Origin of the sequence: Aureimonas ureilytica DSM 18598 = NBRC 106430 (assembly GCF_000382705.1) — a bacterium.
GTDB lineage: Bacteria > Pseudomonadota > Alphaproteobacteria > Rhizobiales > Rhizobiaceae > Aureimonas > Aureimonas ureilytica.
The window spans coordinates 41,316-65,421 of record NZ_ARQE01000014.1 but is presented as its reverse complement, the minus strand read 5'-3'; the positions used below and the strand labels follow the sequence as shown (position 1 = coordinate 65,421).

The 24,106-nt window shown below is 62.8% G+C and carries 26 protein-coding genes and 2 pseudogenes; 11 read left to right on the top strand and 17 right to left on the bottom strand.

The annotated features are described in order from the left end of the window. Positions 1-3: 3 nt before the first annotated feature. From B146_RS0121630 to B146_RS0121600, 5 genes are all read left to right on the top strand, one after another. Entirely contained in the window at positions 4-1,023 is a 1,020-nt protein-coding gene (locus B146_RS0121630; protein ID WP_081631079.1) for an ABC transporter substrate-binding protein, read from the top strand. A gap of 77 nt (positions 1,024-1,100) precedes the next feature. After that, complete coding sequence (locus B146_RS0121625) at positions 1,101-2,105, top strand: ABC transporter permease (RefSeq protein WP_019998573.1); 1,005 nt, start codon at positions 1,101-1,103, stop codon at positions 2,103-2,105. Then, complete coding sequence (locus tag B146_RS0121620) at positions 2,102-3,019, top strand: ABC transporter permease (RefSeq protein ID WP_019998572.1); 918 nt, start codon at positions 2,102-2,104, stop codon at positions 3,017-3,019. Before B146_RS0121625 ends, B146_RS0121620 begins: the two co-directional genes overlap by 4 nt. After that, positions 3,012-3,866 carry an ABC transporter ATP-binding protein gene (locus B146_RS26985; RefSeq protein WP_019998571.1) on the top strand — a complete coding sequence of 285 codons (855 nt, stop codon included), beginning with the start codon at positions 3,012-3,014 and terminating at the stop codon, positions 3,864-3,866. The genes B146_RS0121620 and B146_RS26985 overlap by 8 nt, the downstream gene beginning before the upstream one ends. After that, on the top strand, positions 3,863-4,591 hold the full coding sequence (locus B146_RS0121600) for an ABC transporter ATP-binding protein (protein ID WP_019998570.1): 729 nt from the start codon (positions 3,863-3,865) through the stop codon (positions 4,589-4,591). Before B146_RS26985 ends, B146_RS0121600 begins: the two co-directional genes overlap by 4 nt. A gap of 162 nt (positions 4,592-4,753) precedes the next feature. Here B146_RS0121600 and B146_RS0121595 read toward each other — a convergent pair whose 3' ends face one another. From B146_RS0121595 to B146_RS0121560, 7 genes are all read right to left on the bottom strand, one after another. Continuing rightward, complete coding sequence (locus B146_RS0121595) at positions 4,754-4,999, bottom strand: hypothetical protein (RefSeq protein ID WP_019998569.1); 246 nt, start codon at positions 4,997-4,999, stop codon at positions 4,754-4,756. 601 nt (positions 5,000-5,600) lie between these two features. Then, positions 5,601-5,900, bottom strand: coding sequence for a hypothetical protein (locus B146_RS0121585; protein ID WP_019998568.1), 300 nt, complete (start codon positions 5,898-5,900; stop codon positions 5,601-5,603). Between the two features lie 44 nt (positions 5,901-5,944). Next, on the bottom strand, positions 5,945-6,148 hold the full coding sequence (locus tag B146_RS0121580) for a hypothetical protein (RefSeq protein WP_155897636.1): 204 nt from the start codon (positions 6,146-6,148) through the stop codon (positions 5,945-5,947). An 81-nt stretch (positions 6,149-6,229) separates the two neighbouring features. Then, entirely contained in the window at positions 6,230-6,484 is a 255-nt protein-coding gene (locus tag B146_RS0121575; protein ID WP_155897635.1) for a hypothetical protein, read from the bottom strand. A 93-nt stretch (positions 6,485-6,577) separates the two neighbouring features. Next, a complete protein-coding gene (locus B146_RS0121570) occupies positions 6,578-6,766 on the bottom strand; it encodes a hypothetical protein (RefSeq protein ID WP_019998565.1) in 189 nt (62 codons plus the stop codon). A 9-nt stretch (positions 6,767-6,775) separates the two neighbouring features. After that, complete coding sequence (locus B146_RS0121565; protein ID WP_019998564.1) at positions 6,776-6,988, bottom strand: hypothetical protein; 213 nt, start codon at positions 6,986-6,988, stop codon at positions 6,776-6,778. Positions 6,989-7,041: 53 nt separating this feature from the next. Further along, positions 7,042-7,260: a hypothetical protein gene (locus tag B146_RS0121560; protein ID WP_019998563.1), complete on the bottom strand. Its 219-nt coding sequence runs from the start codon at positions 7,258-7,260 to the stop codon at positions 7,042-7,044. Positions 7,261-7,696: 436 nt separating this feature from the next. On the opposite strand from B146_RS0121560, the gene B146_RS0121555 reads away from it, so the two are divergent. Next, positions 7,697-8,731 carry a fatty acid desaturase gene (locus B146_RS0121555; protein ID WP_019998562.1) on the top strand — a complete coding sequence of 345 codons (1,035 nt, stop codon included), beginning with the start codon at positions 7,697-7,699 and terminating at the stop codon, positions 8,729-8,731. 27 nt (positions 8,732-8,758) lie between these two features. Here the strand turns inward: B146_RS0121555 and B146_RS29980 are convergent, their stop codons facing one another. Both B146_RS29980 and B146_RS0121545 read right to left on the bottom strand, forming a co-directional pair. Continuing rightward, positions 8,759-9,862, bottom strand: coding sequence for an extracellular catalytic domain type 1 short-chain-length polyhydroxyalkanoate depolymerase (locus tag B146_RS29980; protein WP_274532751.1), 1,104 nt, complete (start codon positions 9,860-9,862; stop codon positions 8,759-8,761). A gap of 80 nt (positions 9,863-9,942) precedes the next feature. Then, positions 9,943-10,362 (bottom strand): CopG family transcriptional regulator, encoded by a 420-nt coding sequence (locus B146_RS0121545; protein ID WP_026358840.1) that lies wholly within the window; start codon positions 10,360-10,362, stop codon positions 9,943-9,945. A 218-nt stretch (positions 10,363-10,580) separates the two neighbouring features. Here B146_RS0121545 and B146_RS0121540 point away from each other — a divergent pair, with 218 nt between their 5' ends. Further along, positions 10,581-11,888 carry a cation:proton antiporter gene (locus B146_RS0121540; protein ID WP_019998559.1) on the top strand — a complete coding sequence of 436 codons (1,308 nt, stop codon included), beginning with the start codon at positions 10,581-10,583 and terminating at the stop codon, positions 11,886-11,888. A gap of 301 nt (positions 11,889-12,189) precedes the next feature. Here B146_RS0121540 and B146_RS0121535 read toward each other — a convergent pair whose 3' ends face one another. After that, positions 12,190-13,077: an EamA family transporter gene (locus B146_RS0121535; protein ID WP_244498262.1), complete on the bottom strand. Its 888-nt coding sequence runs from the start codon at positions 13,075-13,077 to the stop codon at positions 12,190-12,192. Between the two features lie 264 nt (positions 13,078-13,341). Between B146_RS0121535 and B146_RS26980 the strand changes: the two are divergent. Next, positions 13,342-14,624, top strand: a pseudogene (locus B146_RS26980) (transposase). Positions 14,625-14,898: 274 nt separating this feature from the next. On the opposite strand, the gene B146_RS28015 reads toward B146_RS26980, so the two are convergent. Beyond that, positions 14,899-16,527 carry a methyl-accepting chemotaxis protein gene (locus tag B146_RS28015; RefSeq protein ID WP_060577690.1) on the bottom strand — a complete coding sequence of 543 codons (1,629 nt, stop codon included), beginning with the start codon at positions 16,525-16,527 and terminating at the stop codon, positions 14,899-14,901. Positions 16,528-17,100: 573 nt separating this feature from the next. Here B146_RS28015 and B146_RS0121520 point away from each other — a divergent pair. Further along, positions 17,101-17,355: a hypothetical protein gene (locus B146_RS0121520; RefSeq protein ID WP_019998555.1), complete on the top strand. Its 255-nt coding sequence runs from the start codon at positions 17,101-17,103 to the stop codon at positions 17,353-17,355. A 20-nt stretch (positions 17,356-17,375) separates the two neighbouring features. Here B146_RS0121520 and B146_RS29405 read toward each other — a convergent pair whose 3' ends face one another. Then, the gene (locus B146_RS29405) at positions 17,376-17,585 is read right to left on the bottom strand and encodes an integrase core domain-containing protein (RefSeq protein WP_019998554.1); all 210 of its coding nucleotides are present in this window, start codon (positions 17,583-17,585) and stop codon (positions 17,376-17,378) included. A 238-nt stretch (positions 17,586-17,823) separates the two neighbouring features. Here B146_RS29405 and B146_RS29600 point away from each other — a divergent pair, with 238 nt between their 5' ends. After that, positions 17,824-19,056: an IS110 family RNA-guided transposase gene (locus tag B146_RS29600; protein WP_040408859.1), complete on the top strand. Its 1,233-nt coding sequence runs from the start codon at positions 17,824-17,826 to the stop codon at positions 19,054-19,056. 23 nt (positions 19,057-19,079) lie between these two features. On the opposite strand, the pseudogene B146_RS29975 reads toward B146_RS29600, so the two are convergent. The 3 genes and pseudogenes from B146_RS29975 to B146_RS30310 all read right to left on the bottom strand — a co-directional run. Next, positions 19,080-19,980 (bottom strand): annotated as a pseudogene (locus B146_RS29975) (IS3 family transposase); the annotation flags it as partial. Between the two features lie 187 nt (positions 19,981-20,167). Then, positions 20,168-20,554, bottom strand: a complete 387-nt coding sequence (locus tag B146_RS0121495) for a type II toxin-antitoxin system VapC family toxin (RefSeq protein ID WP_019998551.1) — start codon at positions 20,552-20,554, stop codon at positions 20,168-20,170. A gap of 4 nt (positions 20,555-20,558) precedes the next feature. After that, the gene (locus tag B146_RS30310) at positions 20,559-20,807 is read right to left on the bottom strand and encodes an AbrB/MazE/SpoVT family DNA-binding domain-containing protein (protein WP_019998550.1); all 249 of its coding nucleotides are present in this window, start codon (positions 20,805-20,807) and stop codon (positions 20,559-20,561) included. A gap of 217 nt (positions 20,808-21,024) precedes the next feature. Between B146_RS30310 and B146_RS0121485 the strand changes: the two genes are divergently transcribed. Beyond that, the gene (locus B146_RS0121485) at positions 21,025-21,609 is read left to right on the top strand and encodes a recombinase family protein (RefSeq protein ID WP_019998549.1); all 585 of its coding nucleotides are present in this window, start codon (positions 21,025-21,027) and stop codon (positions 21,607-21,609) included. A 142-nt stretch (positions 21,610-21,751) separates the two neighbouring features. Here B146_RS0121485 and B146_RS0121480 read toward each other — a convergent pair whose 3' ends face one another. Both B146_RS0121480 and B146_RS0121475 read right to left on the bottom strand, forming a co-directional pair. Next, positions 21,752-22,192: a BLUF domain-containing protein gene (locus tag B146_RS0121480; RefSeq protein WP_019998548.1), complete on the bottom strand. Its 441-nt coding sequence runs from the start codon at positions 22,190-22,192 to the stop codon at positions 21,752-21,754. Beyond that, positions 22,189-23,862: a putative bifunctional diguanylate cyclase/phosphodiesterase gene (locus tag B146_RS0121475; RefSeq protein ID WP_019998547.1), complete on the bottom strand. Its 1,674-nt coding sequence runs from the start codon at positions 23,860-23,862 to the stop codon at positions 22,189-22,191. The genes B146_RS0121480 and B146_RS0121475 overlap by 4 nt, the downstream gene beginning before the upstream one ends. Positions 23,863-24,106 lie beyond the last annotated feature (244 nt).

Here is a 24,106-nt window from a genome sequence, read left to right as displayed (position 1 = left end):
GACATGGGCGGGGAGTATCTACAAACCCGCGACGCGGGCTCGGGTCCCTACATGCTGCGCACTTGGCGGGCCAACGATATCCTGATCGCGGAAGCCTTCAAGGACTACTGGCAGGGCGAGCCCGCGATGCGGCGCGTGATCCTGCGGCACCTGCCGGAATCGGCCGCCGAGCGCCTCCANATTGAGGCGGGCGACCTCGACGTCGCAACGCGCCTGTCATCGACGGACCTCGCGGCTCTGGAGAGCGGGGGCAAGGTCGCGGTCCAGCGCACGCCTGGCTATGGCTTCTACTATCTCGCACTGAACCAAAAGAACGAGATCCTCGCCAAACCTCAGGTGCGCGAGGCCTTCCGCTACCTCATCGATTACGAAGGCCTGTCGCGCGGTGTGATGCGCTACTACGGCACGCCGCAGCAGACCATCGTGCCGGCGGGCCTGCCGGGTGCGCTGAACGAGAACCCCTACAAGCTCGACATCGCCAAGGCGAAGGCGCTGCTCGCGGAGGCGGGCTATCCCGACGGCTTCGCAATGACCTACTATGCGAGCCCTCAGACGCCCGAGGGCGAGGTCGCCCAATCGCTCCAGGCCAACGCCGCCCAGGCCGGCATCCGCCTCGACCTGCAGATTGGCGACCATATCGGCAAGTTCCGGAACCGAGAGTTCGAACTCTTTTCGGCGCGCTCGGGCGAGCGCCTGCCCGACCCGCACCCAGTGCTTGGCTCATACGCCACCAACGCCGACAACCGCGACGAAGCCAAGCTCACCGGGCTTCTGGCTTGGCGCGCGGCCTGGGAGGTGCCAGCCGACATCCAGCAAGGCGTGCTAGCCGCCGCGCATGAGACCGACAACGCCAAGCGCGCCGATCTTTACCGCCAGGTCAACGAAAGCTATTTGCGGTCTTCACCCGCCTTGATCACCTCGTTCCAGCGCGTCGACGCGAAGGCCGTCCGTGGCGACGTGAAGGGCTATGTCGGCCATCCGACCTGGCTCACGCGCTGGGACACCGTGCGCAAGGAGCGCTGAGGGTGAGCGCCCCGGCGATCGATGCGCCAAGCGTACCCGCGGCACCGGCTTCGGGGCGGGCGCGCAAGGCGGGGCGGGTGCGCCGCTTCGTCAGCACAATCCTCATTCTCCTGACCACGCTTTTCGGCCTTCTCGCGATCACGTTCGCGGTCGGTCGCCTCGTGCCCGCCGATCCCGTAATCGCGGTGATCGGCGACCAAGCCGACCAGGAAACCTACCAGCGCGTCTACCAGAGCATGGGGCTCGACCGGCCGGTTCTCGTGCAGTTCGCGACCTATCTCGGTGACGTCGTGCGCCTCGACCTCGGCCAATCGCACGTCACCAAGAACGCGGTAGCGAGCGACCTCGCTCGCGTCATCCCGGCTACGATCGAGCTGGCGAGCCTCGCGATCCTGATCGGGGCGGGGCTCGGCATCCCGCTCGGCATCCTGGCCGCCGTGCGGCGGGGAACCTGGATCGACCATGTGGCACGCGTCGTCGGCCTCGTCGGCTATTCCACGCCGATCTTCTGGCTGGGCACGCTGGTGATCCTCGTCTTCTACGCCAATCTCGGCTGGATTCCGGGGGGCGGGCGCATCGACGTCTACAACGAAGGCCTTGTGGAGGGGCCGACCGGATCGCTTATCATCGATGCCGCCCTGGCACGGGAATGGGACGTGTTCTGGAGTGCGCTCCACCATCTCGTGACGCCGGCCCTCATCCTCGGCTACGCGGCGCTCGCCTATATCAGCCGCATGAGCCGCTCCTTCATGCTGGAGCAGCTCGGTCAGGAATACGTGCTCACCGCCCGCGCCAAGGGCCTCAGCGCGAGCCGCGTCGTCTGGGGGCACGCCTTCCGCAACATACGCGTCCAGCTCCTGACGATCGTCACCCTGTCCTTCCTCGGTCTCCTAGAGGGCACCGTATTGATCGAGACGGTGTTCGCTTGGCCAGGCCTTGGACAGTACCTTACGACCGCCCTGTTCTTTGCCGATATGAACGCCGTGCTCGGCAGTGTCCTTGTGATCGGCCTGATCTCGATCGCCATGAACCTTCTCGCTGATATTGCCTATCGCTTCGTGGATCCGAGGACCCGCCGATGAGCGCCACGACCCCGCCCCCCGCCGGCCTCCATGCCTGGCTCACCACCGAGGACGTGGCCTCCACGCGCCAAGCGCGGCTCGGCCGCCTGTATCGCGGCTGGCTCCTTCTCCTGCGCAACCCGCCCGCGCTGGCAGGTCTCGCAGTGATCGCCCTATTGATCCTCGTCGCACTTCTGGCCCCGCTCTTTGCGCCCTACGACCCGAACGTGCAGGCGATGGACCGCGCCTTGCTCGCGCCCGGCGCTGCGCACTGGTTCGGCACCGACGAATTCGGGCGCGACGTCTTCTCGCGCATCCTGTTCGGCGCGCGCACGACGCTCACGACCACCGTCCTTGTGACGGTAATCGTCGCACCGATCGGCTTCCTGGTGGGCGCGACGGCAGGGCTCCTGGGCGGCTGGGTCGATGTCGCCCTGATGCGCGTCACCGACATTTTCCTCGCCTTTCCCGGCCTCGTTCTGGCGCTCGCCTTCTCGGCGGCGCTGGGGCCGGGCCTGGAGAACGCGGTGATCGCGATCTCGCTCACCGTGTGGCCGCCGATCGCACGCCTCGCGCGGGCCGAGACGCTCACCGTGCGTGGCTCGGACTACGTGATCGCGGCCGAGCTGCAGGGGGCGGGGCGCGGGCGCATCCTCCTTCACCATCTCGTGCCGATCTGCGCGCCCTCGATCCTGGTGCGCCTGACGCTCAACATGGCGAGCATCATCCTGACCGCCGCCGGCCTTGGCTTCCTTGGACTCGGCGTCCAGCCGCCTACCGCCGAGTGGGGCGCCATGGCCGCCTCGGGCCGCCAGTACCTCCTCGACGCTTGGTGGCTGACCACGGTGCCGGGCCTTGCCATCCTCTTCGTCAGCCTCGCCTTCAACCTGCTCGGCGACGGGCTTCGCGACATCCTGGACCCGCGCAATGGCTGACGCTTCGTCCCCCATTCTCACCGTCGAGAACCTTCGCGTGGCATTCGGCACGCCCTCCGGCCCGGTGGAGGCGGTGCGCGGCGTTTCCTTCTCGGTGGGACGCGAGAAGCTCGGCATCATCGGTGAGTCGGGCTCAGGCAAGTCCATGACGGGGCGCGCCGTTATGCGCCTCCTGCCGCCAGCCGCCCGGATGTCGGCCGACCAGATGCGCTTCGAGGAGATCGACCTGCTTGGCGCCTCCGAGCGCGCGATGNGCACAGTTCGCGGCCGNCGCGTCGCGATGATCCTTCAGGACCCCAAATACTCGCTGAACCCTGTGATGACGGTCGGCAAGCAGATCGTTGAGATGGCGCGCCTGCACCTCAGACTGTCGGCCCGCGAGGCGCGCGAACGCACGCTCGACATGCTGGCGCAGGTGCAGATCCGCGACCCCGCCCGCGTCTTCGCCCTTTATCCCCACGAGGTCTCGGGCGGCATGGGCCAGCGCATTATGATCTCGATGATGCTGATCGCTTCGCCCTCGCTCGTTATCGCCGACGAGCCGACCTCCGCGCTCGACGTATCCGTGCGCCACCAGATCCTCGACCTTCTCGGCGATATGATCGACGCCCAAGGGATCGGCCTCATGCTTATCAGCCACGACCTGAACCTTGTGCGCGCCTTCTGCGACCGCGTTCTCATCATGTATGCCGGGCAGATTGTAGAGCGCCTGCCGGCCTCCGAACTGGAACAGGCGCGCCATCCCTACACGAGGGGGCTGATGGAGGCATTGCCACGGCTCGACCGGCCCACCGACATGCTGGCCGTCCTCCAGCGAGAGCCGTCCTGGCGGGAGCCCGTCCGATGACCGCCGCGCTCGAGATCGCCGACCTCGTGGTCGAGTACGACGCGTTCCGCGCGGTAGACGGCGTTTCGTTCCGCGTCGAGCCGGGCACGACCTTCGGGCTGGTCGGCGAGAGTGGCTGCGGCAAGTCCACCGTGCTTGGCGCGGTCGCGGGCCGGGTGCGCGAATGGCAGGGCGGTATCCGCATCCAAAGCCGCCCGGTCGCGGCATCGGCGCGATCGCGCGAGGATCTCCGCCTTGTCCAGATGGTGTTCCAGGATCCCTACGGCTCGCTTCATCCGCGTCACACAATCGGGCAGACGCTGTCCGAGCCGCTGGCAATCCATGGCCTCAGCGACCGCGACCAGAGGATCGACGAGGCGCTGGATCAAGTCGGCCTTCCCCGCCGCTTCCGCTACCGATATCCCCACCAGCTGTCGGGCGGTCAGCGCCAGCGCGTGGCGATCGCCCGGGCGCTGATCCTCAAGCCGCCGATCCTGCTGTTGGACGAGCCGACCTCAGCACTCGACGTGTCGGTTCAAGCCGAGATCCTAAACCTACTCAAGCGGCTGCAACGCGAGCGCTCGCTAACCTACCTTCTGGTCAGCCACGACATGGCCGTAGTCGCGCACATGTGCGACCGACTTGCGATCATGCGCGCTGGACGGATCGTCGAGGAAAGCGATCCGGACGCGTTGCGATCGGGCGCGCTTGAAGACTCCTATTCCCGCCTTCTTGCTGCTGGCTAGCCGCAAAACGCTCGCTCGGCCTATCTTGGAAAGGAGGGTGTTTCGGGAATGGCCACTTCCTCTGCCGCCTGAGACCGGACGGGGTGGAAACCGGTCAGTCTGCTATTGGTTGAATGAGGCACAATAGCGGACTTGCGGTTTGAACCGGCCGCAGCGTGGTCTCTAGTCGTCTGTGAATTCCGCCGGCACATCGCCGAACCGCGACAGCACGATCGGATCCTCCAGCACCTCTCCGGTCTCGGTGTCGACCGTATGCTGCAGGGCCACGACCCCGATCGCCGTGCTTGATGCGCGTTCTGCGCGGGCCACCGCCTCCTCGGCCTTTCGGAAGTCCAGCACCCGGCCGGCGATCAGACGCTTCCCGCTGCGCTCGAACTGCTGAACGATGAAAAACGTCTTGGCCGGCATCGCCTAGCCGAGCCCATGAAGGAATGGTCGGCGTCCCATGAACGAGTTGACCTGCGCATGCCGCAACGCCTGCATGCGCTGATGCCCCGCCATCGTTGCCAGCGTGGAGATCGCTGGAGCGGACGCTTCCCACTCCCCGCAGTGTTCACAGGCCGTGGCCGAAGCGGTCTGGTTGATGGCGGGGATCGGCTTTGCCGGCCGGCTGCATAGCAGGCAATGCATGGGGAACGTCCTGTCTTTGTTTTGGGGAGCAAACGGCCTGACGGGCGACTGTCTCCGCGGTGACGTTCGTCGGGAACGGTTGGTAACCCCGAAAGGGGCTACGGCATCATCGCCAACTGGACCAAGTCGTACTCGCGGCCGTTCCACCGACGCCACACCTGACCACCGTCGTCCCGGCTCATCCGACCATTGGTCAAAGGCCGCGGTTTGTCGAACGGGATGCTCTCCCAGCGCCAGCCCCGGCGCAGGGCGCGAAGCGAGCGTCGAGCTGGGCGAAGAAGGCGCAGCAACGCGGATGCGATCATGGTCGGGCCTTGAGTTGGAACGAGTTGCGCCGGACAGGTGGGACCACGTCTTGGCAAGGGGCAGATGTTGCCTGTCAGTCCAGATCCCGCGCGGCCTGGTTGCGGTTCTGCTCGTCGTCGGGCGCCTCGTAGAGGTTCCTCGGGTCGATACCAAACATGATCCCGATCGCCCGGCGGTTGCTGCTCGGCCTCCCGTTTTCTCGCCCTTCGATCGCAGATTGGCTCGCCTGGTCCAGGTCCTCCGAAGGCTTTATCGCACGCGAGCTTTGACCGCCTTCAGCCTGCAAATCGCTCGTAGGTGCTGCGGTCGTTGTAAGGGCGCTATCGAGGGCGACGCTGGCAGCGTTGCTTTGTTCCTGGGTGGTGAACGGCATAACGTGACCTCGTTTGGGGTTTGCATGGGGTGCGCAATCGGCTGTCAGTCGCCTTGCTTACGACCAGCGATCCGGTCACGGATCACCTGCTGTACTTCGCCGACGATGATGTCGACGCCATTGTGCGCGGACGATGCCGGCAGCTCGACATGTAAGCGGCTTCCGTCCTGATGCTGCGAGATCATCACGACCCGGTCCATGTTCACCAGCAAGGCGTCGCCCTGCCGGCTTGTAAGTTCCAGCCACATGCCGATCTCCTGGTGGGATACAAGGCCGAGCACGGCCCTGCTAGTTCGTCGCGATCGAGGCGTTCTATGTTGCGTGGCGCGTCAGACGCCGGGACGGTCGGGAAAGTCGGGCCGTTCGTAGAGCGCTGCGATCTCGTCCTTCTCGTATCGACCCTGATCCGTGTCGATCGCGTACTGGAAGCGCGTCTCTGTCGTATCGGTGACCAAGAAGCGCACGGCCTCAGCCAAGGTCGGGAAGGTCTGGAACCGCATCGACCCCTTGGGCATCTGCCGCTTGGCGGAGCTGCACCAGAACACGTCGGCCGCTCCTGCGTAGTCGATGGTTGGGGCTGACATCATAAGGATCGGCTTTCGATAGGAGAATTGGGCGCAGGGAATGAGCCTGCTGACCCAGCGGGAAACTTGGGTCGATAGAACGTCCTGCGATGTTCAGCCGGACATGACTTGGTCGGATGTAGCCTGACCGACGTCGGCACGCTGAGCGATCTGCTCCTGCGTCCACCCGTCGAGCCACGACAGCTTCTGGCTTGAGCCATCGGCATAGCCGCTGGTGGACGTCGGCTGACCGGCACGGAAGGCTTCGATGCCAGCGGTCTTCGGATCGGTGAGGAGGGGCATGTCGTGTTCCTACGGTAGCTTGATGGGTGAAAGGGACGAAGCAAGGCTCGGCACGCGGATCGCATTCACCTCATCCTCGAGGTCCATGCGGATCCTCCGCAGACGTTTCTCGGCCGCTGTCGTGATGATGTCCCGCATCTCGACACTGCGAAGCCCCGGCATGTGGTCGAGAACGATGCGCAGATGGGCAAAGCGGGTCGCCCGGAAGTCGAAGCTGGACATGAATGAGCCTTGCATCAGGTGACGGGGCCTGCTGGCGATCTGGGCTGGTCCGCTCAGAAGTGCTTGCCTTGCGTCCAGCGATGGACCTCGGCGTCCGCTTGGTCCTTTGGCAGCCCCAGCCGGTCGCGCACCATCGTGGCGAGCTGCTGCTCGTTATGGATCGTGGTCACGTCGAACCGGGTCAGGAACGGCCAGCGCTCACGGGCCTCCGCCATATAGCCGCGCTTGCGAGCAACGGTCTCGTCGCTTTCGCCACCTTGATAGCCAAACATGGAACAGGGCTCCGCAGGGTGGAAGCGCCAGAGGCATGGGCCCCGCCGAACGTCCCGGCAGCCCGTATTCTTCGACACCCTGAAAGCCAATATGGTGTATATTCCTCAGATACCTAGGCAATATCGAATTGTATTCGTCGTATATTTGTTTTTCCGATGGTGGAACCAAAATTAAGATGATGATTATCGTTGGGAGACGAATGGTTTTTCTCCGTCTTTTCAGACGCAAACACTCCATACTTTTTGTGACACTCGATTTTACGTTCCGAAAGGATGGAAGTTTGTGCAAGCGGTGGAAAGATGAGTTTTTTACAGGCTTGGCGGCCAACATCCTATTGTACACAGGAGCCGAATTATCGATTGCGTCCGTCCTGACACCATGCCACGAAGCGGATCGACCCGACCGCCTGCAGGGTCCAGCTATCGGATCCATCGGTTGTCATTCATCTCCGTCGCGCCAAAGCGCGACTTTGAACGCTTCGTCCCTGATCTGGACGACGCAGAGATCCGCCGCCTGTCACGCCATTGCCTTCGGTACCGCGATGCTGACGACCGCGCCGCCTGGTTCCAGTTCGGTACGACCTTCGCACTCTTTCTTCTGACGGCAGGGCTGCTTCTGTTTGGCGCAACAACGGGGGTCTACGTCCTTTTGGCGTTAGCCCTTCCCGCCGGCGGGCTTCTCGTGCGCTTGTTCGGCGTCCAGCATGACTGTGGCCACAACTCCTTCTTCACATCGAAGCGGACCAACCGCGCCGTCGGTCGGCTCCTCAGCGTCTTGACGCTGACGCCCTTTGGCTACTGGAGCCGCTCCCATGCCGTCCATCATACGACGGCGGGAGATCTCGGACGGCGCGGGATCGGCGACGTCGACACCCTGACGGTCGACGAGTACGATGGGCTGAGCCGCAGCGCGCAGATGCGTTACCGAATTTATCGCCATCCGCTCCTGCTCCATGTCGTCGGACCGCCGGTCTACTTCATCCTGCTGCAGCGCTCCCCGTTCGGCCAAGCACTTCCCGTGCGTGATGCCTGGCGCAGCATCATGGCATTGAACCTGGCTTTGGCGCTTCTCTACGGCAGCCTCGTGCTGGTGTTGGGCCCGATCGCAGTCGCACTTGCGGTGCTGCCGACGGCGTTTGTCGCGTCCTGGATCGGCGGTTGGTTGTTCTTCGTACAGCACCAGTTTGAGGACACGCACTGGGAGGAGTCGACGGAGTGGAGCCAGCAGCGCGCAGCCCTCAGTGGCAGCTCGTACTACGTGATGCCAAAGCTCCTGCAATGGTTCACCGGCAACATCGGCCTCCACCACATTCACCACTTAAACCCGCGGATCCCAAACTACCGGCTGCAGGCCTGCCTCGACGCCGAACCGGCGTTGGCGTCCCTATCGCGTCTCACGATCCTTGAAAGCCTCCAGTGCGTCGGGTTGGCTCTCTGGGACCCCACGAAGCGTAAGCTCGTCGCTTTCTGAGTTGAGCCCCGGCTACGGCCCAGCAGCCTATTGTAGTTCGTTCATAAAGAAGCGCAGCATCTCGCGTGAAGCATCAGGACCGGCCGGGTCCGCATAAGATCCGTTGGCGTCGCCACCGGACCAGGCATGGCCGAGCCCTTCGACGCGCCAGTGTTCGACACCCGGTTCCTCGTGCGTGGCGGCCACCACGCTGCGGATGTAGTCGCGGCCGTTGACCGAACCGCTTTGTGTGGTGGTGCGGTTCCTTCCGGCCTGCTCCAGCCCCGCCAGACATTCGCCGTTGGCCGGGTGGACCGTCGTGTCCCGTGCGCCGTGGAAGACGATGGTGCGAACCCGTCGCCTGCTCCCGCCTCCGCTCTGTCTACCGCTACGCATGACCGAGAGCGCCGAGGCAACGTTGGTCGCCGAGCCGTAGGGCAAACCGGAATGGATGCCGATGCCAGCGAAGACGTCCGGGTAGGTTGCGCCGAGGACCGCCGCCATGGCCCCACCCGCCGACAGGCCGGCCACGAAGATGCGGGTCCGGTCGACCGAATGGCTCCTCGCGATGTCTTCGACGATGCCGGCCAGGATCGCCGGCTCCCCCGCATCTCTTCGCTGATGAGCGGGCTCGAACCAGTTCCAGCAGAGCGAGGCATTGGCAGCTCGCCCCTGTTCCGGATAGGCGGCAAGAACGTTCCGCTCTTCGGCCAACTGGTTCATGCGCGTGCCGAGGGCAAAGTCCTCAGGATCCTGCGTGCAGCCGTGCAGCATCACGATCAGCGGTCGCGGCCCGCTAGCCAGCGTAGACGGCACGTAAAGACGATAGCTTCGTGCCCCAGCGTGTCCCTCGTGCCTGAGCCGTAGGAACTCGGCGCCCGCAGGTACAACGAGGGTCGGCCTGTGGAAGCCGGGGCGGGGCGTTGCCGCGCCCGGTCGAGGAAAGCGGGGCCGGCTGGGCGGTGGAGCGTCGGTCGGCGCTTCTTGCTGACCTCGCCCAACCCGCTCGGCACGCAGCTCGATCGTCGGGCCTTGGAACGGTTGTGGGGATGCCGTGGCCGTGTCGATGGGCGAACCGCCGAGCCGTGCCTGGATCAGCGCTGTAGCGTCCAGAAGACGGTTGGCGGCGACAAGGCTACGGGCCTCATCCATGAAGGAGGGGATGGATCGGGGCATTGGACGGCTCCTTGCGGACAGAACGGTGGACGACGTGGAACGCGAGGGTCGTGTGGTTAGCGGATACGGTCCGCCAGAACCGCCTTCACCGCTGCGCTCGCTTGGAGGGCGCCGAGAACGGTGATCGATCCGATCGTCTCCTGTACCAACTCCGGCGATACGTCGTCGTCGAAGCTGGCGAGTCCCAGGACGCGCACGTGAAGCAGCCGTTTCTCGTCGCGCGCCCGTTCGAGATCGGCTCGCGTGAATCGCCGAAGGCCTAGCTCCAGCGTCAACTGCTCGGCGGAACGCTGGATCGCAGCGTCGTGAGCGTCGAGATGCTTGCGGATCGCGGTGCGGATGACGTCGCTGCGGTTGGCGTAGAAGCCTTCTCGCACGAGAAGGTCGATGCGGCCGAGATCGATGAAGCCGAGATTGATGGTGACCTTCTCGGTATCCGGTCCGCGATCTTGCCCTTCCGCCTTCTTTGGCATCATCAACTCATCTCAACATCCAAGTGGATGGTAAGTGGTGGGTCGGCGTTGGACATTCAAGGGTATATGGCGAGGCCAACCAAACGGGACGTTAGCCTCCGACCGTCCATGCCATCGCTATCCTCAAAACAGATGGATCGGCTGTCCGAGGTCTGGTCTCCCCATTGTCGCGACGTAGCCTTCCTGATGGACCCAACCGCCCACTCTTCGGGTTCCTGTCCATGACCTCAACCGACTGGCTGCCCGATCCCTACATCCTCCTCTTGACCGGGACCGGCCTCCTGATTGCGCTCGTGGCTTGGTTGCCGCTGGTTCTGAAGCGTCTGCCGCTTTCACTTCCGATCTTGTGCATGGGCATCGGTGCAGGCCTGTTCCTACTCCCACAGATCGTGCTTCAACCGCTGCCGCTCCGGTATCCCGACATCACCGAACGCTTCAGCGAGCTGGTGGTCATCATCGCCTTGATGGGTGCGGGGCTGAAGATCGACCGTGTGTTCGGCTGGCGACGCTGGAGCGTGACGTGGCGACTTCTCGCCATCACCATGCCGCTTGGCATCCTCCTGATCACGCTGCTCTCAGCCTGGGTGCTTGCGTTGTCATGGCCGGTTGCCTTGCTTCTGGCTGCAAGCCTTGCACCCACCGATCCGGTGCTCGCCTCCGACGTTCAGGTTGGTGCGCCCAAGACCGGCGAGGAGGACGAGGTCCGCTTTGGCCTGACGTCGGAGGCCGGTCTCAATGACAGCGCGGCCTTCCCCTTCGTTCATCTCGCGATCCTGCTGGCCGCGGCTTCCGCCACAGGTGAGCCTTGGCTTGGCGAGTGGCTAACCTACCGCGTGGCCTGGGAGATCGCGGGTGGTGTCCTGGCGGGCTGGTTGATCGGTCGCGCCTTCGGCTGGCTGACGTTCCACGTGCCGTCCGAGAACCGTCTGGCCAAGACCGGCGACGGCCTGATCGCCCTCTCGGCAACGCTTGTTTCCTACGGCCTGACCGAGATCATCCACGTCTACGGCTTCTTGTCGGTCTTCGTCACGGCCTTGACCTTCCGCCATACCCATCGCGAGCATGAGTTCCAAACCGAGATGCATGAGATCACCGAGCAGGTGGAGCGGCTCGTCATGATGCTGATCTTGATCCTGTTCGGTGGCGCCTTGGTAAGCGGTCTGCTGGCTGGGGTCACGTGGATCGATGTTGCCGTTGCCGGCGCAATCCTGCTTCTTGTGCGCCCTCTGACGGGCTGGCTGGGTCTGGTTGGCCTGCCGATCGACAGGAGCGAGAAGCTGACGCTCGCTTTCTTTGGCATTCGGGGGGTGGGGTCGATCTATTATCTCGCCTACGGCATCAACCATATGGCAGTACCGCAAGCGGAGCGCCTGTGGGGATTGGTTGGACTGGTGATCCTGTTCTCGATCCTCCTCCACGGGCTGACGGTCACGCCTGTGATGCGCCTTCTCGATCAGCAGCAGGGACGGGACCCCGATACTGGATCGGCGGCGCCGCCAGGCCTGCAGGGTCCTGCCGCAAGGAACTGAACGTCGGATAACCGTGCCGGAAACAAAGGATATGTCGTGATCGGTCCTACATGCGAATGACCTGCGAATGCATGATAGGTCGACGGCGTTAGAAACTGTCGTCTTATCAGCCTCCAAGTCCAGATAGTGGTGCCACACAACGTCCGCTCTTGGAAGATCTGAACGTCAGCACGAATGACGTGGAAGGGTCGAAAGCAGATGGACAGCTTCCGGACGTCAGCTTCCTACGCCGCCTGAAACCGGACGGGGTGGTTTCCTGCCTGTCCGCTTCGGAGCGAAGGCGTCCGATAACGGACATTGGTCAATCTCGCTTGGCAGCCACGTCCAGCAGGAGGAACCCCGACACGATCGCAACCCCCAGCGCCGTCAGCCATGACCATGCATAGGCGGGCGAGAAGCCCTCGATCGCGAAGGTAAGGACCGGTAGCGCAGCCATGGTCACCATGACGGTATAGGGATCGCAGCGCCCGATCCCGATCTGGAGCAGGTAGAGCGGCGCCAGGACGCCGATGACGGACACGACGAGAAACATGGCGACGAGCCCGCCCGTCCACGCGACCGGCGCGCCACCGCTGCCGATTGCGAGGACGAGCGAGGCCGGGAGGATCAGGTAGAAGCGGTGCGCCAGCACCGCGCCGAACCGCCAGCCTCGGTTGAGGAGCGCTCGCGACGACAGGGTGATGAGGACCGCACCGACGCCGGCAGCCACGCTCGCGCCCAATCCGATCCAGGCCTGCGGGCCGAACGAGGCGAAGCCGCTTCCCCTCAGCGCCGCCATCCCCAGCACGGCGCAGCCCCCCAGGATGCCGAGGCACACGAGGACGCGGAGGGGCGACGGTCGCTCGCCGGTAGTCGCCATCGCGATCAGGACCACGATCACCGGACCGATGCCAATCTCGACCGCCCCGACGATCGCGGGCTCGATCAGCTTCAGGGCGTAGAAGAAGCTGATGAAGGTCAGCGCCGTCGCGGCGTTCAGGAGAAGAAGCGCACCCCAGGCCTGCTCGCCGACGCCGCGCCGCGACACGGCCAGAAAGAAGGCCGCCGTCAGCGCGAAACTGAGGAACACGAAGAGGTTGGAGGGAACGGCGCCGAGCCACGTGCCGTAGGCGACCTTGCCTAGCGCCTGCATGAGGACCGCGAGCACGATCACGGCCCGCCCAAAGCTCACTGATGACAACGCAGCCATACTAGTTCCCATGACACGACGGGACGGCCGGTACGCGATCATGAGACCGGAGGGAAGGGCGACGTCCGCTTCCGGCAATCTCGTGTGGCTACCGGATGGGCGTTAAAGGGTCGAAAGCGGAGCGGCAGCTTTCCATGCGTTTGCACCGTAAGCTGCCGGTCCGCTTTCGGCCCATTTATCTGGGTCGGAAGATAGCGAAGAGAGGTGGAGGCTGTGTGGAAACGCCGTTCCTTGCTACCTTTCTGGTAGCGCTGGAGGGGTGGGATGGGCCGTTTCATCGAAGGCTGCGAGAGGCATCAGACCCTTCTTCTGGCAGGTTTCGTGGATGACTGTATCGGCGCAGAGAACCTCGTCCGGGTAATCGACGTGTTCTTCGATGAAATGGACCTCGCCTCGATCGGCTTTGAAGGTGCGGCCGCGACGGGCCGTCTTGGCTACCATCCGGCGACGCTCCTGAAGCTCTACCTCTACGGATACCTGAACCAGGTGCAGTCGAGCCGGCGCTTGGAGCGCGAAGTGAGCCGCAATGTCGAGGTCCTGTGGCTGACGGGCAGTGAACACGCGCGATCTTAACTACACGCCCGGTGCGATTCAACGGCGCATCGAACAGGTCGAGGCCGGGATCGAGCGCTACCTCTCCAAGCTCGACACGGCAGATCGGCAGGAAGACGATGTCGCCGAGATGCGCACGACACGTCTGAACGAGCGGATCGCGGCGCTCCGGCAGCAGATGCGTTCCCTTAGAATGATGGCAAAACAGGTCGAGATGGTGCCCGACCGTCAGGTCTCGCTGACGGATCCGGACGCGCGTGCCATGGCCACGCACGGCAAGGGCTCAGGCCTTGTCGGCTACAACGTTCAGGCCGCCGTCGATACGGACAAGCCACATCGTCGTGGCGCATAAGGTCACCAATCTCGGGCACGACCGCACCCAGCTTGCTAACATAGGCCGCCACGCGAAGGAGGCGGCTGGAGCATCTAGCATTACCGTCCTGGCCGATCGCGGCTACTTCTCGGGCGAAGAGGTCCTCGCCTGCGAGGCACAGGACGTCGTTCCAATCTGCCCCAAGCCGTTCACGTCAAGCGGACGCAAGCTCGGGTACTTCGTGAAGGAGGACTTCCGCTACGAAGCCGATCGCGATCTCTACCTCTGCCCCGCCGGCCATGAACTGACACAAGCCAAGGCACGGCCAGACCGCGAGACAGACATCTTCTTTTACCGGAACTTTAAGGCGCGCCAAGATTGTACAATACGGTCGCGACGCACGCCGGAGGCTGTCCGGCGCACCCGGCGCTGGGAGAACGAGCGCGTTCTGGATGCCATGCAGCACCGGCTCGACCGCATACCCGATGCCATGCGCATTCGTCGGCAAACAGTCGAGCACGTGTTCGGCACGATCAAGGATTGGATGGGGCGCAGCCACTTCACAACGCGAAGGCTGCCGAATGTCGGCAAGGAGATGAGCATCCACATCCTCGCCTACAACATGAAGCGGGCCATCGCCTTGCTCGGAACGCCCTGGCTCATAACTGCTATGCGGAGGTGAAAGCGGATTGGCTTTACCGCGCCGCCGTCAGCCTCCGCTCAGACCTGTTTCCACACAGCCTCGGTGGTCGAGCGCGCCTTCGCTTGGCTCGCCCAGTTCCGCCGTCTCGATGTGCGCTACGAACGCTGCGCCGACATACACATCGCTTTCATCAAACTGGCATACGCCATCATCTGCAACAGATCAGACGGTTTTCCCTAGCTCCTGTCGAGCCCTACCCGGGACGGCGGCAGCGGGCGCACGGGTTCTGATCGGCGCTCGTTGACCGAAGGCGTCAGGCGCTCATGCGATCGAAGCCACCGCCGGGATGGATCTCCGCAGTCTTCTCTCCCGACGCGGTCTCCTGGCGCGGCCGCTGGGCTAGCGCGGCGAGGGAGCGCTTCGGTTGACTGGCGACCACCGCCAGCCGGACGCCACCTGCGGGGGCGGGGGCCTCGACATCGCCCTCGCCGCCCAGCCGGAACGCATCGGTCTGGTCGCGCAGGCGTTCGGATTCGCTCGAGAGTTGGATCGAGGTCGCCGACATTTCCGTCGCCGCACCGGCATTGGCCTGGATCACCTGGTCGAGCTGGGTGATCGCCTGGTTGATCTGATCGACGCCGATCGACTGCTCGCGGCAAGCGGCCGTGATCTCGGCAACAAGCTCGGCCGTCTTCTCGATGTCGGGCACCAGGCCGTTCAACATGCGCCCTGCGTTCTCCGAGCTGGTGAGCGTCGAGGCCGACAAAGCGCCGATCTCGTCGGCCATCTGCCGGCTGCGATCGGCCAGCTTGCGCACCTCGGAGGCCACCACCGCGAAACCCTTGCCGTGCTGGCCGGCGCGCGCGGCCTCGATCGCGGCGTTGAGGGCGAGAAGATCGGTCTGCCGGGCGATCTCCTGCACCACGGCGATGCGCTCGCAGATGATGCGCATGGCCTGCGCGGCATCTTCCACCGCCCGGCCGCTCTGCGAGGCGTTGGCGGCCGCCAGCGCCGAGAGCCGCTCCGTCACAACGGCGTTCTCGGCATTCTGGCGGATATTGGCCGCCATCTCCTCCATCGCGGCGGCCGCCTGTTCGGAGGCCGCCGCCTGTTCCGTCGCGCCCGACGACAGGCGTTCGGCGGTGATGGCCGACTGCGACGAGCCGCCGGAAACCTGGGCGGCGGACGAGGCGATGACGCCGAGCGCGCGCGACATGGTGTTGCGCATCTTCTCCATCGAGCGGGACAGATCGCCGATCTCGTCGCGCCGCGTCAGGCCTTTCGTCCGGCTGCGGAAATCGCCCTCGGCCAGGGTTTCCATCTGATGCACGGTATGGCCGAGCGGGCGCACGGCGCGGCGCTGGAACCAGATGAGGCCTGCCCCCAGGAGCAGGAGCGAGAACAGGACGGCAAAGCCGCTCAGGATGGCATAGAAGCGCGTTTCCTGCCCGGCCTCGTCCTCGCGCGTGTGCAGGAAGGCGCTGGATTTCGCGACGAAGCTGCGCACCGCCGCGTCGTGCTGGGTGAACAGATCCTCCATCTCCTCGAGCGCGCCTCTCGCGCCCTCGACGTCCCTCGCGTCCAGCCGGCGCAGGAAATCGCCCTCCAGTCGCGCCCAGAACCGGTCGGCCGAAAGACGGACCGGCCCCTTGAGGTCCGCCTTCAGCTCTTCCGGCAAGGCCGAGGCGAGCCAATGGGCAAGCTGCCCCTCATAGGCAAGCTTCAGCGCGGTCAGCTTATCCTTGTTGACGGCCAGCCGCTCGGAATCGAACTGCGTCTCGAGCGCCAAGGCATAGCTCTCGACGAGATAGAGAGGCGGGGGTGCGGTGTCGGCGATCGCATCCTTGCCGGCCACGATGGCTTCGTAGGCCGAGCCGTTGACGCGCAACTTTTGAAACGCTGCGCCCTGGATGCCCATGGCCATCGCGAAACCGATCGCCACCAAGCCTCCGAACAAACCGAGAGAATGGGAAATTCTCATCTTACCTCGATGTTTATAAGGCGACCTTGGAATACAGGATTATTGAAAACGCCGCGTTGTGCTTCTGGCCCAAAGTCTACCAACAACCAATCAAATAATAAGCGGTAGAAGTAGATAATTCCTCGATTATATGATTATATACTTACCAAATCCCTAGCCATTTTTGAGATCAGAACTCATTGGCCAGACCGATGCCTGGCGTATGTAATTAGACAGGAGGTTGTCTCGGGTGTATGGGAACTCACTTTTTCAGCCGCTATTTGGAGAAAGAGAGTTCTGAAAAATTTGAAAGTACGACTGGCAATATTTAAAATTTCAGAAACCAATATAGCAAAAAGGGCTCCATATTTTGAGCCTTTTTCAAAATGCTTACGGCCTTTAAGCAAAAAAAATCATAAACACTGAAAAATTCAGCTGACCATAAGAACGTGGTCGTTACAGCGGGTCACTTTGATGTTGTGGCCAAGGGTTTGGGCGTGGTTAGGGCCTGAATCGCTGACTCGATTTGCCAGAGACGAGGATGGCAACGTTGCATTGGTCGTTGCGGTCTCCCTCTTGCCTATGCTTATCGCCGTCGGAGTTGCCTTTGATACGGCCCGCCTTCGCAACAGCTACGTCAAGGCGCAGGCGGACTTGGATTTCGCATTGATCGCGGCGGTCAACGAAATCGGCACCGAGGACAAGCCAAAGATCGAAGCCAAGCTCAAGGACTGGTTCCAGAGACAGCAAAGCAATGAGGGAACTTTCGCCCTTGGAAGGGCTCCGTTGCAAACGGGCAAGTGGTCCTGACCCGGACTTTGGCCCAGGTGTCATGAGCGTTCTCGGGCTGTTCTGAGTTGATCCACGAACTCGGCCGGGTTCAAGTTGCCGAAGCTCGTGTGCGGGCGGTGGTGGTTGTAAACCTCCCGCCAGGCGTCGATCCGTGACCGGGCGTTGACCATGGACAGGAACCAGGAGGCGTTCAGGCATTCGCTGCGCATGCGGGCGTTGTACGCCTCGATGAAGGCATTATCCGGCATGATGGGGCCGGTACCCTGTTCCTGAGATCGGTTGGAGCGGATAGCTTCCTCTGATCCGGGCCACGGGGTACCGGGAGCACGAAGAGTGCGGGCAGGCCGTCGCACTGACATGAGCTGCGAGCTCGAAGTCGTTATCTGGCCGCCCCTGCGACTAGCCCGGATGCGCTGCGAGCGCGGATCCGTAATTGTCGTGTCGCCCGCCGGCTCCCCTGATGTCACAGACCAGGAGGAGGAGGACATGCGTATCATTGGTATGGACATCCACCGGGTGGCGGCCGGGGCCGTGGCGCTGCTCGACGGAAAGTTGATGAAGCTCGGCCGCCTTCCTATGCTGCGCGACAGTCTGGAAGCATTCGCGCGAACAGCCCTTGCCAAGGACGATCACGTGGTCGTCGAGGCGACAGGCAACGCCGCTGCCGTCGTCGAGGTGCTGGCGCCTCATGTCGGCCGCGTCGTCATCGCCAATCCCAAGCAGGTCAGGCTGATCGCGCATGCCAAGATCAAGACCGACGCGATCGATGCGGCCGTGCTGGCCAAGCTCTACGCCACCGGCTTTCTGCCGGAGGTGTGGGTTCCGGACGAGCCGACCCTTGCCCTGAGACGGCAGGTCGCTCGCCGGACCCAGTTCGTGCGCCAGCGTGTCCGGCTGAAGAACCTCATCCACTCGATCCTGCACGCGCATCTCGTTCCGCCATGCCCGCATGGGAACCTGACCGGGATCAGCGGGCGCAAATGGATTGCGGCCCAGAGACTACCCGGCGACGAGCGCGCCGCCATCCATCGCCATCTCGCACAGATCGATCTCATCGAGGGATCGCTCAAGGAGGTCGAAGCCGACATCGCAAGGGCCACGATGCCCGACCCCGTCATCCGGCGACTGATGACCCTGCCGGGCATCGACATGACGGTGGCGTCCGGCGTCGCCGCTGCTATCGGCGACATCCGGCGCTTTGCCGATCCCACGAAGCTTGTCGGCTACCTCGGCCTGAACCCGAGCACCCGGCAATCCGGCGAAGGGCCGGCTTACCACGGACGGATCACCAAGCAGGGTCGTGGCCAGGCGCGAGACATGCTGGTCGAGGCGGCATGGGCGGCGGCGCGCTCGCCCGGCCCCTTGCGCGCCTTCTTCCAGCGTATCGCAGCCAAACGGGGCAAGCCGATCGCGGCCGTCGCGACCGCCCGCAAGCTGGCGATGATCATCTGGCACATGCTGACGAAGAACGAAGACTACATTTGGGTGCGACCGGCCCTTCTGGCCCGCAAGTTCCGCAACATCGAACTGAAGGCTGGACTGCCAGCCGAGCACGCCAAGCGCGGAGCGGCCTACGACTACAATGTCCCGGAGAAGCGAGCAGCCGAGCGAGCACCCGTCGAAGCGGCCGAGATGGCGTACACCAACCTCACATCCAAATGGCGGACCAGACCGGGCGCGAGGAAAGCCGGGAAGGAGAAAGCGCCGGCACCATCATAAAGGGGCTTTCCAACAACATCCGTGTCCGTCGGCTTTCCGGGCCTCGAGAAGTCCAGCTCGACCTTGTTCAGGTAGGCCCACTGATCGAGCATCCGACCGGCGAACTGCGGGCCGTTGTCCACTCGAATGCTCGTCGGTTTGCCGCGAAGGGCGACCAGCCGGTCGAGCTCTTCGGCTACCTGATACGCGCGGAAGTTCGTTCTCGCACAGGTCGCGAGAGCCTCTCTCGTATGGCAGTCTAGGATCGTCAGGATCCGGAACGGCCGATCGTCGAAAAGCCGGTCCGACACGAAGTCCATCGACCAGACCTCGTTGGCATGCTCTGCCGTGGCCCGACCCACCTGGTACCGCGATGACCGGCGCCGCTTCGGGCTTCGCGTGCGGATCGACAGCCCTTCCTCGCTGTAGAGCCGATAGACGCGCTTGTGGTTGACGATCCAGCCTTCTCGCTGGAGCAGGACATGCAGTCGTCTATACCCGTAGCGCACCCGGCTCGCGGCCAAGTCCTTCGACCGCATGCGCAGCGCCGGCGCCGGATCGCGGCGGGACTTGTACCGATGGGAGGCCCGCCCGAAGCCGCTGGCCTGGCGGCCCCGACGCTCCGACACGGCGAACGCCGCCTGAAAGTACCGGACCATTTCGCGGCGTCGGACGGGCTTCACCGCTTTTTCTAAGGGCATCCTGCAACATCTTCTTGTCCAGGCTGAGGTCGACGACCAGACGCTTCAGCTTGGCGTTCTCCTCCTCGCGTTGCTTCAGGCGCCGGATCTCCGACACGCCCATCCCGGCGTAGACCTTCTTCCATCGATAGAACGTCGCCTCGGCAACACCCATCTAACGGCAGATTTCGCCAACCAGCGTGCCGTTCTCCGCCTGCCGCAGGGCAAAGGCGATCTGCTCGTTCGTGAACCGCTTCTTAGGCATAAACTCTCTCCTCTCGTCGAGAAATCGTGCCCGAAAATTCTCATTCCGTCCGGACCAGTTTCACGGGTCAGGACCAATAAGCAGACAGTCCGAAGACCACCCACGATCGCCATCAGCAGCCGTCTAAAGCAGATGGGTATCGAGCGCACCGCTCCTTGTTATGCTAAACCTTGACTGGCAAATCCGATCATCGCAGCAACTCGACCTGTAGGTCGAGTTCCAACGCAGCCCAGGCCCGATCGGTCGTCAACGCCGGTAGATCGCGAGCTGCTGCGAGCGCGAGACAGGCGCGGTCTCCGAACGACAGACCTGAGGTTCGCGTGACCTGACGGAGTTCACCCGCGCGCACTGCCTGCGATCGATCGAAATCGACGATCTGTATGTGGAGGGGATCGAGCATGGCTGCCGCCAACTCCCTGGTCCCGCCACGCTCCACGATCTTGGCCACGACCTCCGAGTAGTTTACCGCTGAGATGACCGATCCGTCGAGTGAAGCTTCGACGCGTTCAGCACCATCTTCCTCATTCAGGAGACAAAGAAGCGCCGACGCGTCTAATACGTAATGCTGTACCATTCTGCTATTCTGTGTCCGCTTCGGCCCGCCGGTCCGCAATGAGCTCGTCCGACAAATTTACATCTTTCGGGACGAGCTGCCGCATTAACCGCCGAGCATTGGCGAGGGCGAAGGAGCGTGAGCGTACCCGTAGCTCGCCATCGGCCACTTCTAGCACGACCGTATCACCGACGTTGATGCCCAGTTCGCGACGGAACTGCGCCGGTATGACTAGCTTCCCACCATCGACTATCTTCACCGCTTTCGACGTCATGACCCATCTCGATATAAACGGAACATTTCGGGTATCATACCGGAAGCCGCCTAAGGTACCAGCTGGTTTAATGAGCACAAGCTTCTGTGCGCCAAAAAGGTATACCGCTAAGGAGCAATCAGCTGGAACGCCTGGCGTCGTACCATAGCGGTCTACTTTGGGTTCTGGTACAGAGGGTGCATTCCAGCCACCCTTTTGGTACGAAAGCACGCTACTTATGCCCCGTTTTGGCTATGCCCGCGTCTCCTCGACCGATCAGGACCTCACCATCCAACTTAAGAAGCTGAAAGCTGCCGGCTGTCAGGTGGTTCGCTCCGAAAAGATGTCGGGCAAGTCCGCCGAGGATCGGCCCGAGCTTGCGACCGTCATGCAGTTTTTGCGGCAAGGGGACGAGCTCGTCGTGGTGCGTCTCGATCGTCTAGGCCGTTCAACACGAGACGTCTTGAACCTCGTACACGAGCTCGACCAGAAGGGTGCTTCCTTACGTATCCTTGATCCAGAGCTCACCACCGGGGGTGATGTCGGACGCATCGTGGTCACGGTGCTCGGCATGGTGGCTGAGATGGAGCGCAAGTTCATCTTGGAACGCCAGCGCGCCGGGATCGAGGCAGCAAAGGCGAGGGGCATCTACGCTGGCGTCGGACGTTTGAAGTCTGTGCCGGACGACGAGATCCGGCGCCGACATGCTGCTGGGGAGGGGCCTACGCAAATCGCAAGGGCCCTAGGGATTGGACGGACTAGCGTCTATCGTGCGTTGGCGAACATGCAGCCGACAGGCGATGAGACCCAAGCTGATGTATAATAAGGGCCGAAAGCGGAAAGTCTGCTTCGAGGAAGCGGAACGCGGACAGCGGACCTTCCGCACCTGTTTCTTCGAATACGCGGAACGGTCGTGTCAGCCAACCTAACGCACACGAGTTCATCTTCCGGTCGCAGAGCGTCTGCTACGCAGCCGCTTCCTCCTCGATCGTAAGGTCGCGGAGGAGCGTATGGATCTGGTCGCCGCTTAGGTGTGAGGGGTCAAACCCGCTAGCCGTGGCGACGCCGGTGAAACGCTCTGCATCGACGTCTGATGTACCGACGAAGCCCATCGCCCAGTTCGGGAAGCTGCGATGGCTGATGGGATCGAGCGCCAGCAGCGAGACGTCGCCATGCCGGTCGTCCTGCTGAATACGTTCGAAGGCGGCCTCGACATTCTCAAGCGGACCTTCCAAAACCTGCGCGAAGCAGCCAGCGTTGAATAGAAGCGCTCCGGTGATTTGATCGCGAACGTTGTTGGATCGACTCTTGGCTAGGATGTCATCAACGTTTGCAGCGAACATGCCATCGTCGCTGGAGATGTGGTTGCGGCTGTAATACACAAGCCTGTACAGGCTCTGGGTCATGGGGACTCTCTCTTCCAATCTGGGTTCGAATTTTTCAAAAAGTCTGCGACAAGGTTCGCTGCCATGGGGCGCCCAGTCAGGTAGCCCTGGACATGCGTGCAGCGCTCGTCGCGGATCCGAGTGAGCTGCTCGGCGGTCTCCACGCCTTCGGCTGTGATCGCCATGCCGAGGCTTGCGCCCAGACCTGCGACCGCTCGCAGGATAGCCTCGCTGTCGGGGTTCGCGTTGGCGACGAAGGAGCGATCGATCTTGATCTTGTTGAACGGAAACTTCTGGAGGTAGCTGAGGGACGAGTAGCCGGTCCCAAAGTCGTCCATCGAAATTTTCACGCCAATGTCGCGAAGGGCAATAAGCGTCTTCAAGACGTTGTCGGTGTCGTCGAGCAAGGCACCTTCGGTGATTTCGATCTCGAGACGATGGGCGGGCAACCTGGCCTTCTCCAGTGCCGACGCTATCGTCTCGAGCAGCGTGTCGGATTTGAATTGTAGCGGCGAAACGTTGACCGCTACGATCATCTCGCCTGGCCAGGATGCCGCCTCCAGACAAGCGGTCCGGAGCACCCATTCGCCGATCTTGACAATCAGGCCGTTCTCTTCTGCGAGCGAGATGAAGTCCAGCGGTGGGATATAGCCCTTCACTGGGTGCTTCCAACGGAGGAGCGCCTCGAATCCGATGCAGGTATTGCTCGCGAGATCCAGGAAGGGTTGGTAATTCAGCTCGAACTGCTTCAGCGCAAGTGCACGGCGTAGATCGATCTCCATCTCGCGGCGCTTGTGCAGAAGGTCGTCCATTCCGGTCTCGAACAATCGATACCGGCCGCGACCGGCACGCTTGGCCTCGTAGAGGGCAAGATCCGCGTTGCGGAGCATGTCTCGGGCCTGCGCAATATTGCTCCGCAGGGCGACGCCGACGCTCACACCGATATTGATTGTGTGGCCACTGATAACATAGGTCCGTCCGATTAGATCAACCATGCGAGACGCGAGCTTCTCGGCATCCGCGGGTTCATGAACGCCGATCTGAAGAACGACAAATTCGTCGCCTCCCAACCGCCCGACGACATCGCCCTTCCGGCAAACGCTGGAGAGGCGATCCGCGACCTTCTTCAAAAGAAGGTCGCCAATAGCGTGGCCCAGCGTATCGTTGATCATCTTGAAACGGTCGAGATCGAGACAGTGGACCGCGACGCTCGAACCCACGCTCTTCGTCAAAGCTCTGGTCACGTGCGACATGAACATGTTGCGCTTGGCAAGCCCGGTCAGGTCGTCGAGATCTGCAGCGATGGCGGGTCCATCCTGCTCGAGCGTCAACCTGAGATCAACGACGAACTGACCGTCGCCCAACGGGGTCAGCAAGGCGTCGTAAGTCGAGTCCTGCTTCGTCGTCAGGATCATGGAAGACCCCTGCGTTGCGCTCACGCTAGAGAGCGCGAACCCGCAGAAGAGATCGCGTATGTTGAGGCCTATGATCCAACCGCCGAACGACGCTTCGGCCGCTGCGTTCGCAAAAGTCACGTCTCCCTCGGCACTCAGCGCGAGCACCGGATGGGACAGGTTCTGGAGGATGCGCTCGAAGCTCGGCATGACGAGGGTGTTTTCGACGACCGCTGACGTGAGTATGGTAGGAACGGTCAAGGTGGCTTTCTCGACATGATGGAATAGGAAGAACATTGCCTACAAACGTTAGCAAAACAGCATCGCGCGAGCCAAGCGGACTACGTTGTGAGCTATACCTCTTACAACGGTTACCGTTGGGTTGATTTGTTGGGATCGGAATGTCCTATTTTGAGATGCTACGTTCGTGCGCTAAGGGTCGGCTTTCCAACCCAAATTATTTGTAAACCCTACTGTGGGGTTGGGCCGATAGCTGACTGGCAGCTTTTCCGCGGATGCGTGGGATAGCGGACATACGCGT

What these genes read in the sequence shown, in the direction of transcription:
- B146_RS0121565 (WP_019998564.1), bottom strand. Translation starts at nt 6,988, where the DNA reads ATGTCCAGCTTCGACTTCCGGGCGACCCGCTTTGCCCATCTGCGCATC.
- B146_RS0121480 (WP_019998548.1), bottom strand. Translation starts at nt 22,192, where the DNA reads ATGACCCAGAGCCTGTACAGGCTTGTGTATTACAGCCGCAACCACATC.
- B146_RS0121535 (WP_244498262.1), bottom strand. Translation starts at nt 13,077, where the DNA reads ATGGCTGCGTTGTCATCAGTGAGCTTTGGGCGGGCCGTGATCGTGCTC.
- B146_RS0121595 (WP_019998569.1), bottom strand. Translation starts at nt 4,999, where the DNA reads ATGCCGGCCAAGACGTTTTTCATCGTTCAGCAGTTCGAGCGCAGCGGG.
- B146_RS0121600 (WP_019998570.1), top strand. Translation starts at nt 3,863, where the DNA reads ATGACCGCCGCGCTCGAGATCGCCGACCTCGTGGTCGAGTACGACGCG.
- B146_RS0121620 (WP_019998572.1), top strand. Translation starts at nt 2,102, where the DNA reads ATGAGCGCCACGACCCCGCCCCCCGCCGGCCTCCATGCCTGGCTCACC.
- B146_RS0121485 (WP_019998549.1), top strand. Translation starts at nt 21,025, where the DNA reads ATGCCCCGTTTTGGCTATGCCCGCGTCTCCTCGACCGATCAGGACCTC.
- B146_RS30310 (WP_019998550.1), bottom strand. Translation starts at nt 20,807, where the DNA reads ATGACGTCGAAAGCGGTGAAGATAGTCGATGGTGGGAAGCTAGTCATA.
- B146_RS0121585 (WP_019998568.1), bottom strand. Translation starts at nt 5,900, where the DNA reads ATGCCGTTCACCACCCAGGAACAAAGCAACGCTGCCAGCGTCGCCCTC.
- B146_RS0121545 (WP_026358840.1), bottom strand. Translation starts at nt 10,362, where the DNA reads ATGATGCCAAAGAAGGCGGAAGGGCAAGATCGCGGACCGGATACCGAG.
- B146_RS29600 (WP_040408859.1), top strand. Translation starts at nt 17,824, where the DNA reads ATGCGTATCATTGGTATGGACATCCACCGGGTGGCGGCCGGGGCCGTG.
- B146_RS0121495 (WP_019998551.1), bottom strand. Translation starts at nt 20,554, where the DNA reads ATGGTACAGCATTACGTATTAGACGCGTCGGCGCTTCTTTGTCTCCTG.
- B146_RS29405 (WP_019998554.1), bottom strand. Translation starts at nt 17,585, where the DNA reads ATGCCGGATAATGCCTTCATCGAGGCGTACAACGCCCGCATGCGCAGC.
- B146_RS0121560 (WP_019998563.1), bottom strand. Translation starts at nt 7,260, where the DNA reads ATGTTTGGCTATCAAGGTGGCGAAAGCGACGAGACCGTTGCTCGCAAG.
- B146_RS0121475 (WP_019998547.1), bottom strand. Translation starts at nt 23,862, where the DNA reads ATGTTCTTCCTATTCCATCATGTCGAGAAAGCCACCTTGACCGTTCCT.
- B146_RS0121540 (WP_019998559.1), top strand. Translation starts at nt 10,581, where the DNA reads ATGACCTCAACCGACTGGCTGCCCGATCCCTACATCCTCCTCTTGACC.
- B146_RS0121580 (WP_155897636.1), bottom strand. Translation starts at nt 6,148, where the DNA reads ATGTGGCTGGAACTTACAAGCCGGCAGGGCGACGCCTTGCTGGTGAAC.
- B146_RS0121575 (WP_155897635.1), bottom strand. Translation starts at nt 6,484, where the DNA reads ATGTCAGCCCCAACCATCGACTACGCAGGAGCGGCCGACGTGTTCTGG.
- B146_RS29980 (WP_274532751.1), bottom strand. Translation starts at nt 9,862, where the DNA reads ATGGATGAGGCCCGTAGCCTTGTCGCCGCCAACCGTCTTCTGGACGCT.
- B146_RS0121570 (WP_019998565.1), bottom strand. Translation starts at nt 6,766, where the DNA reads ATGCCCCTCCTCACCGATCCGAAGACCGCTGGCATCGAAGCCTTCCGT.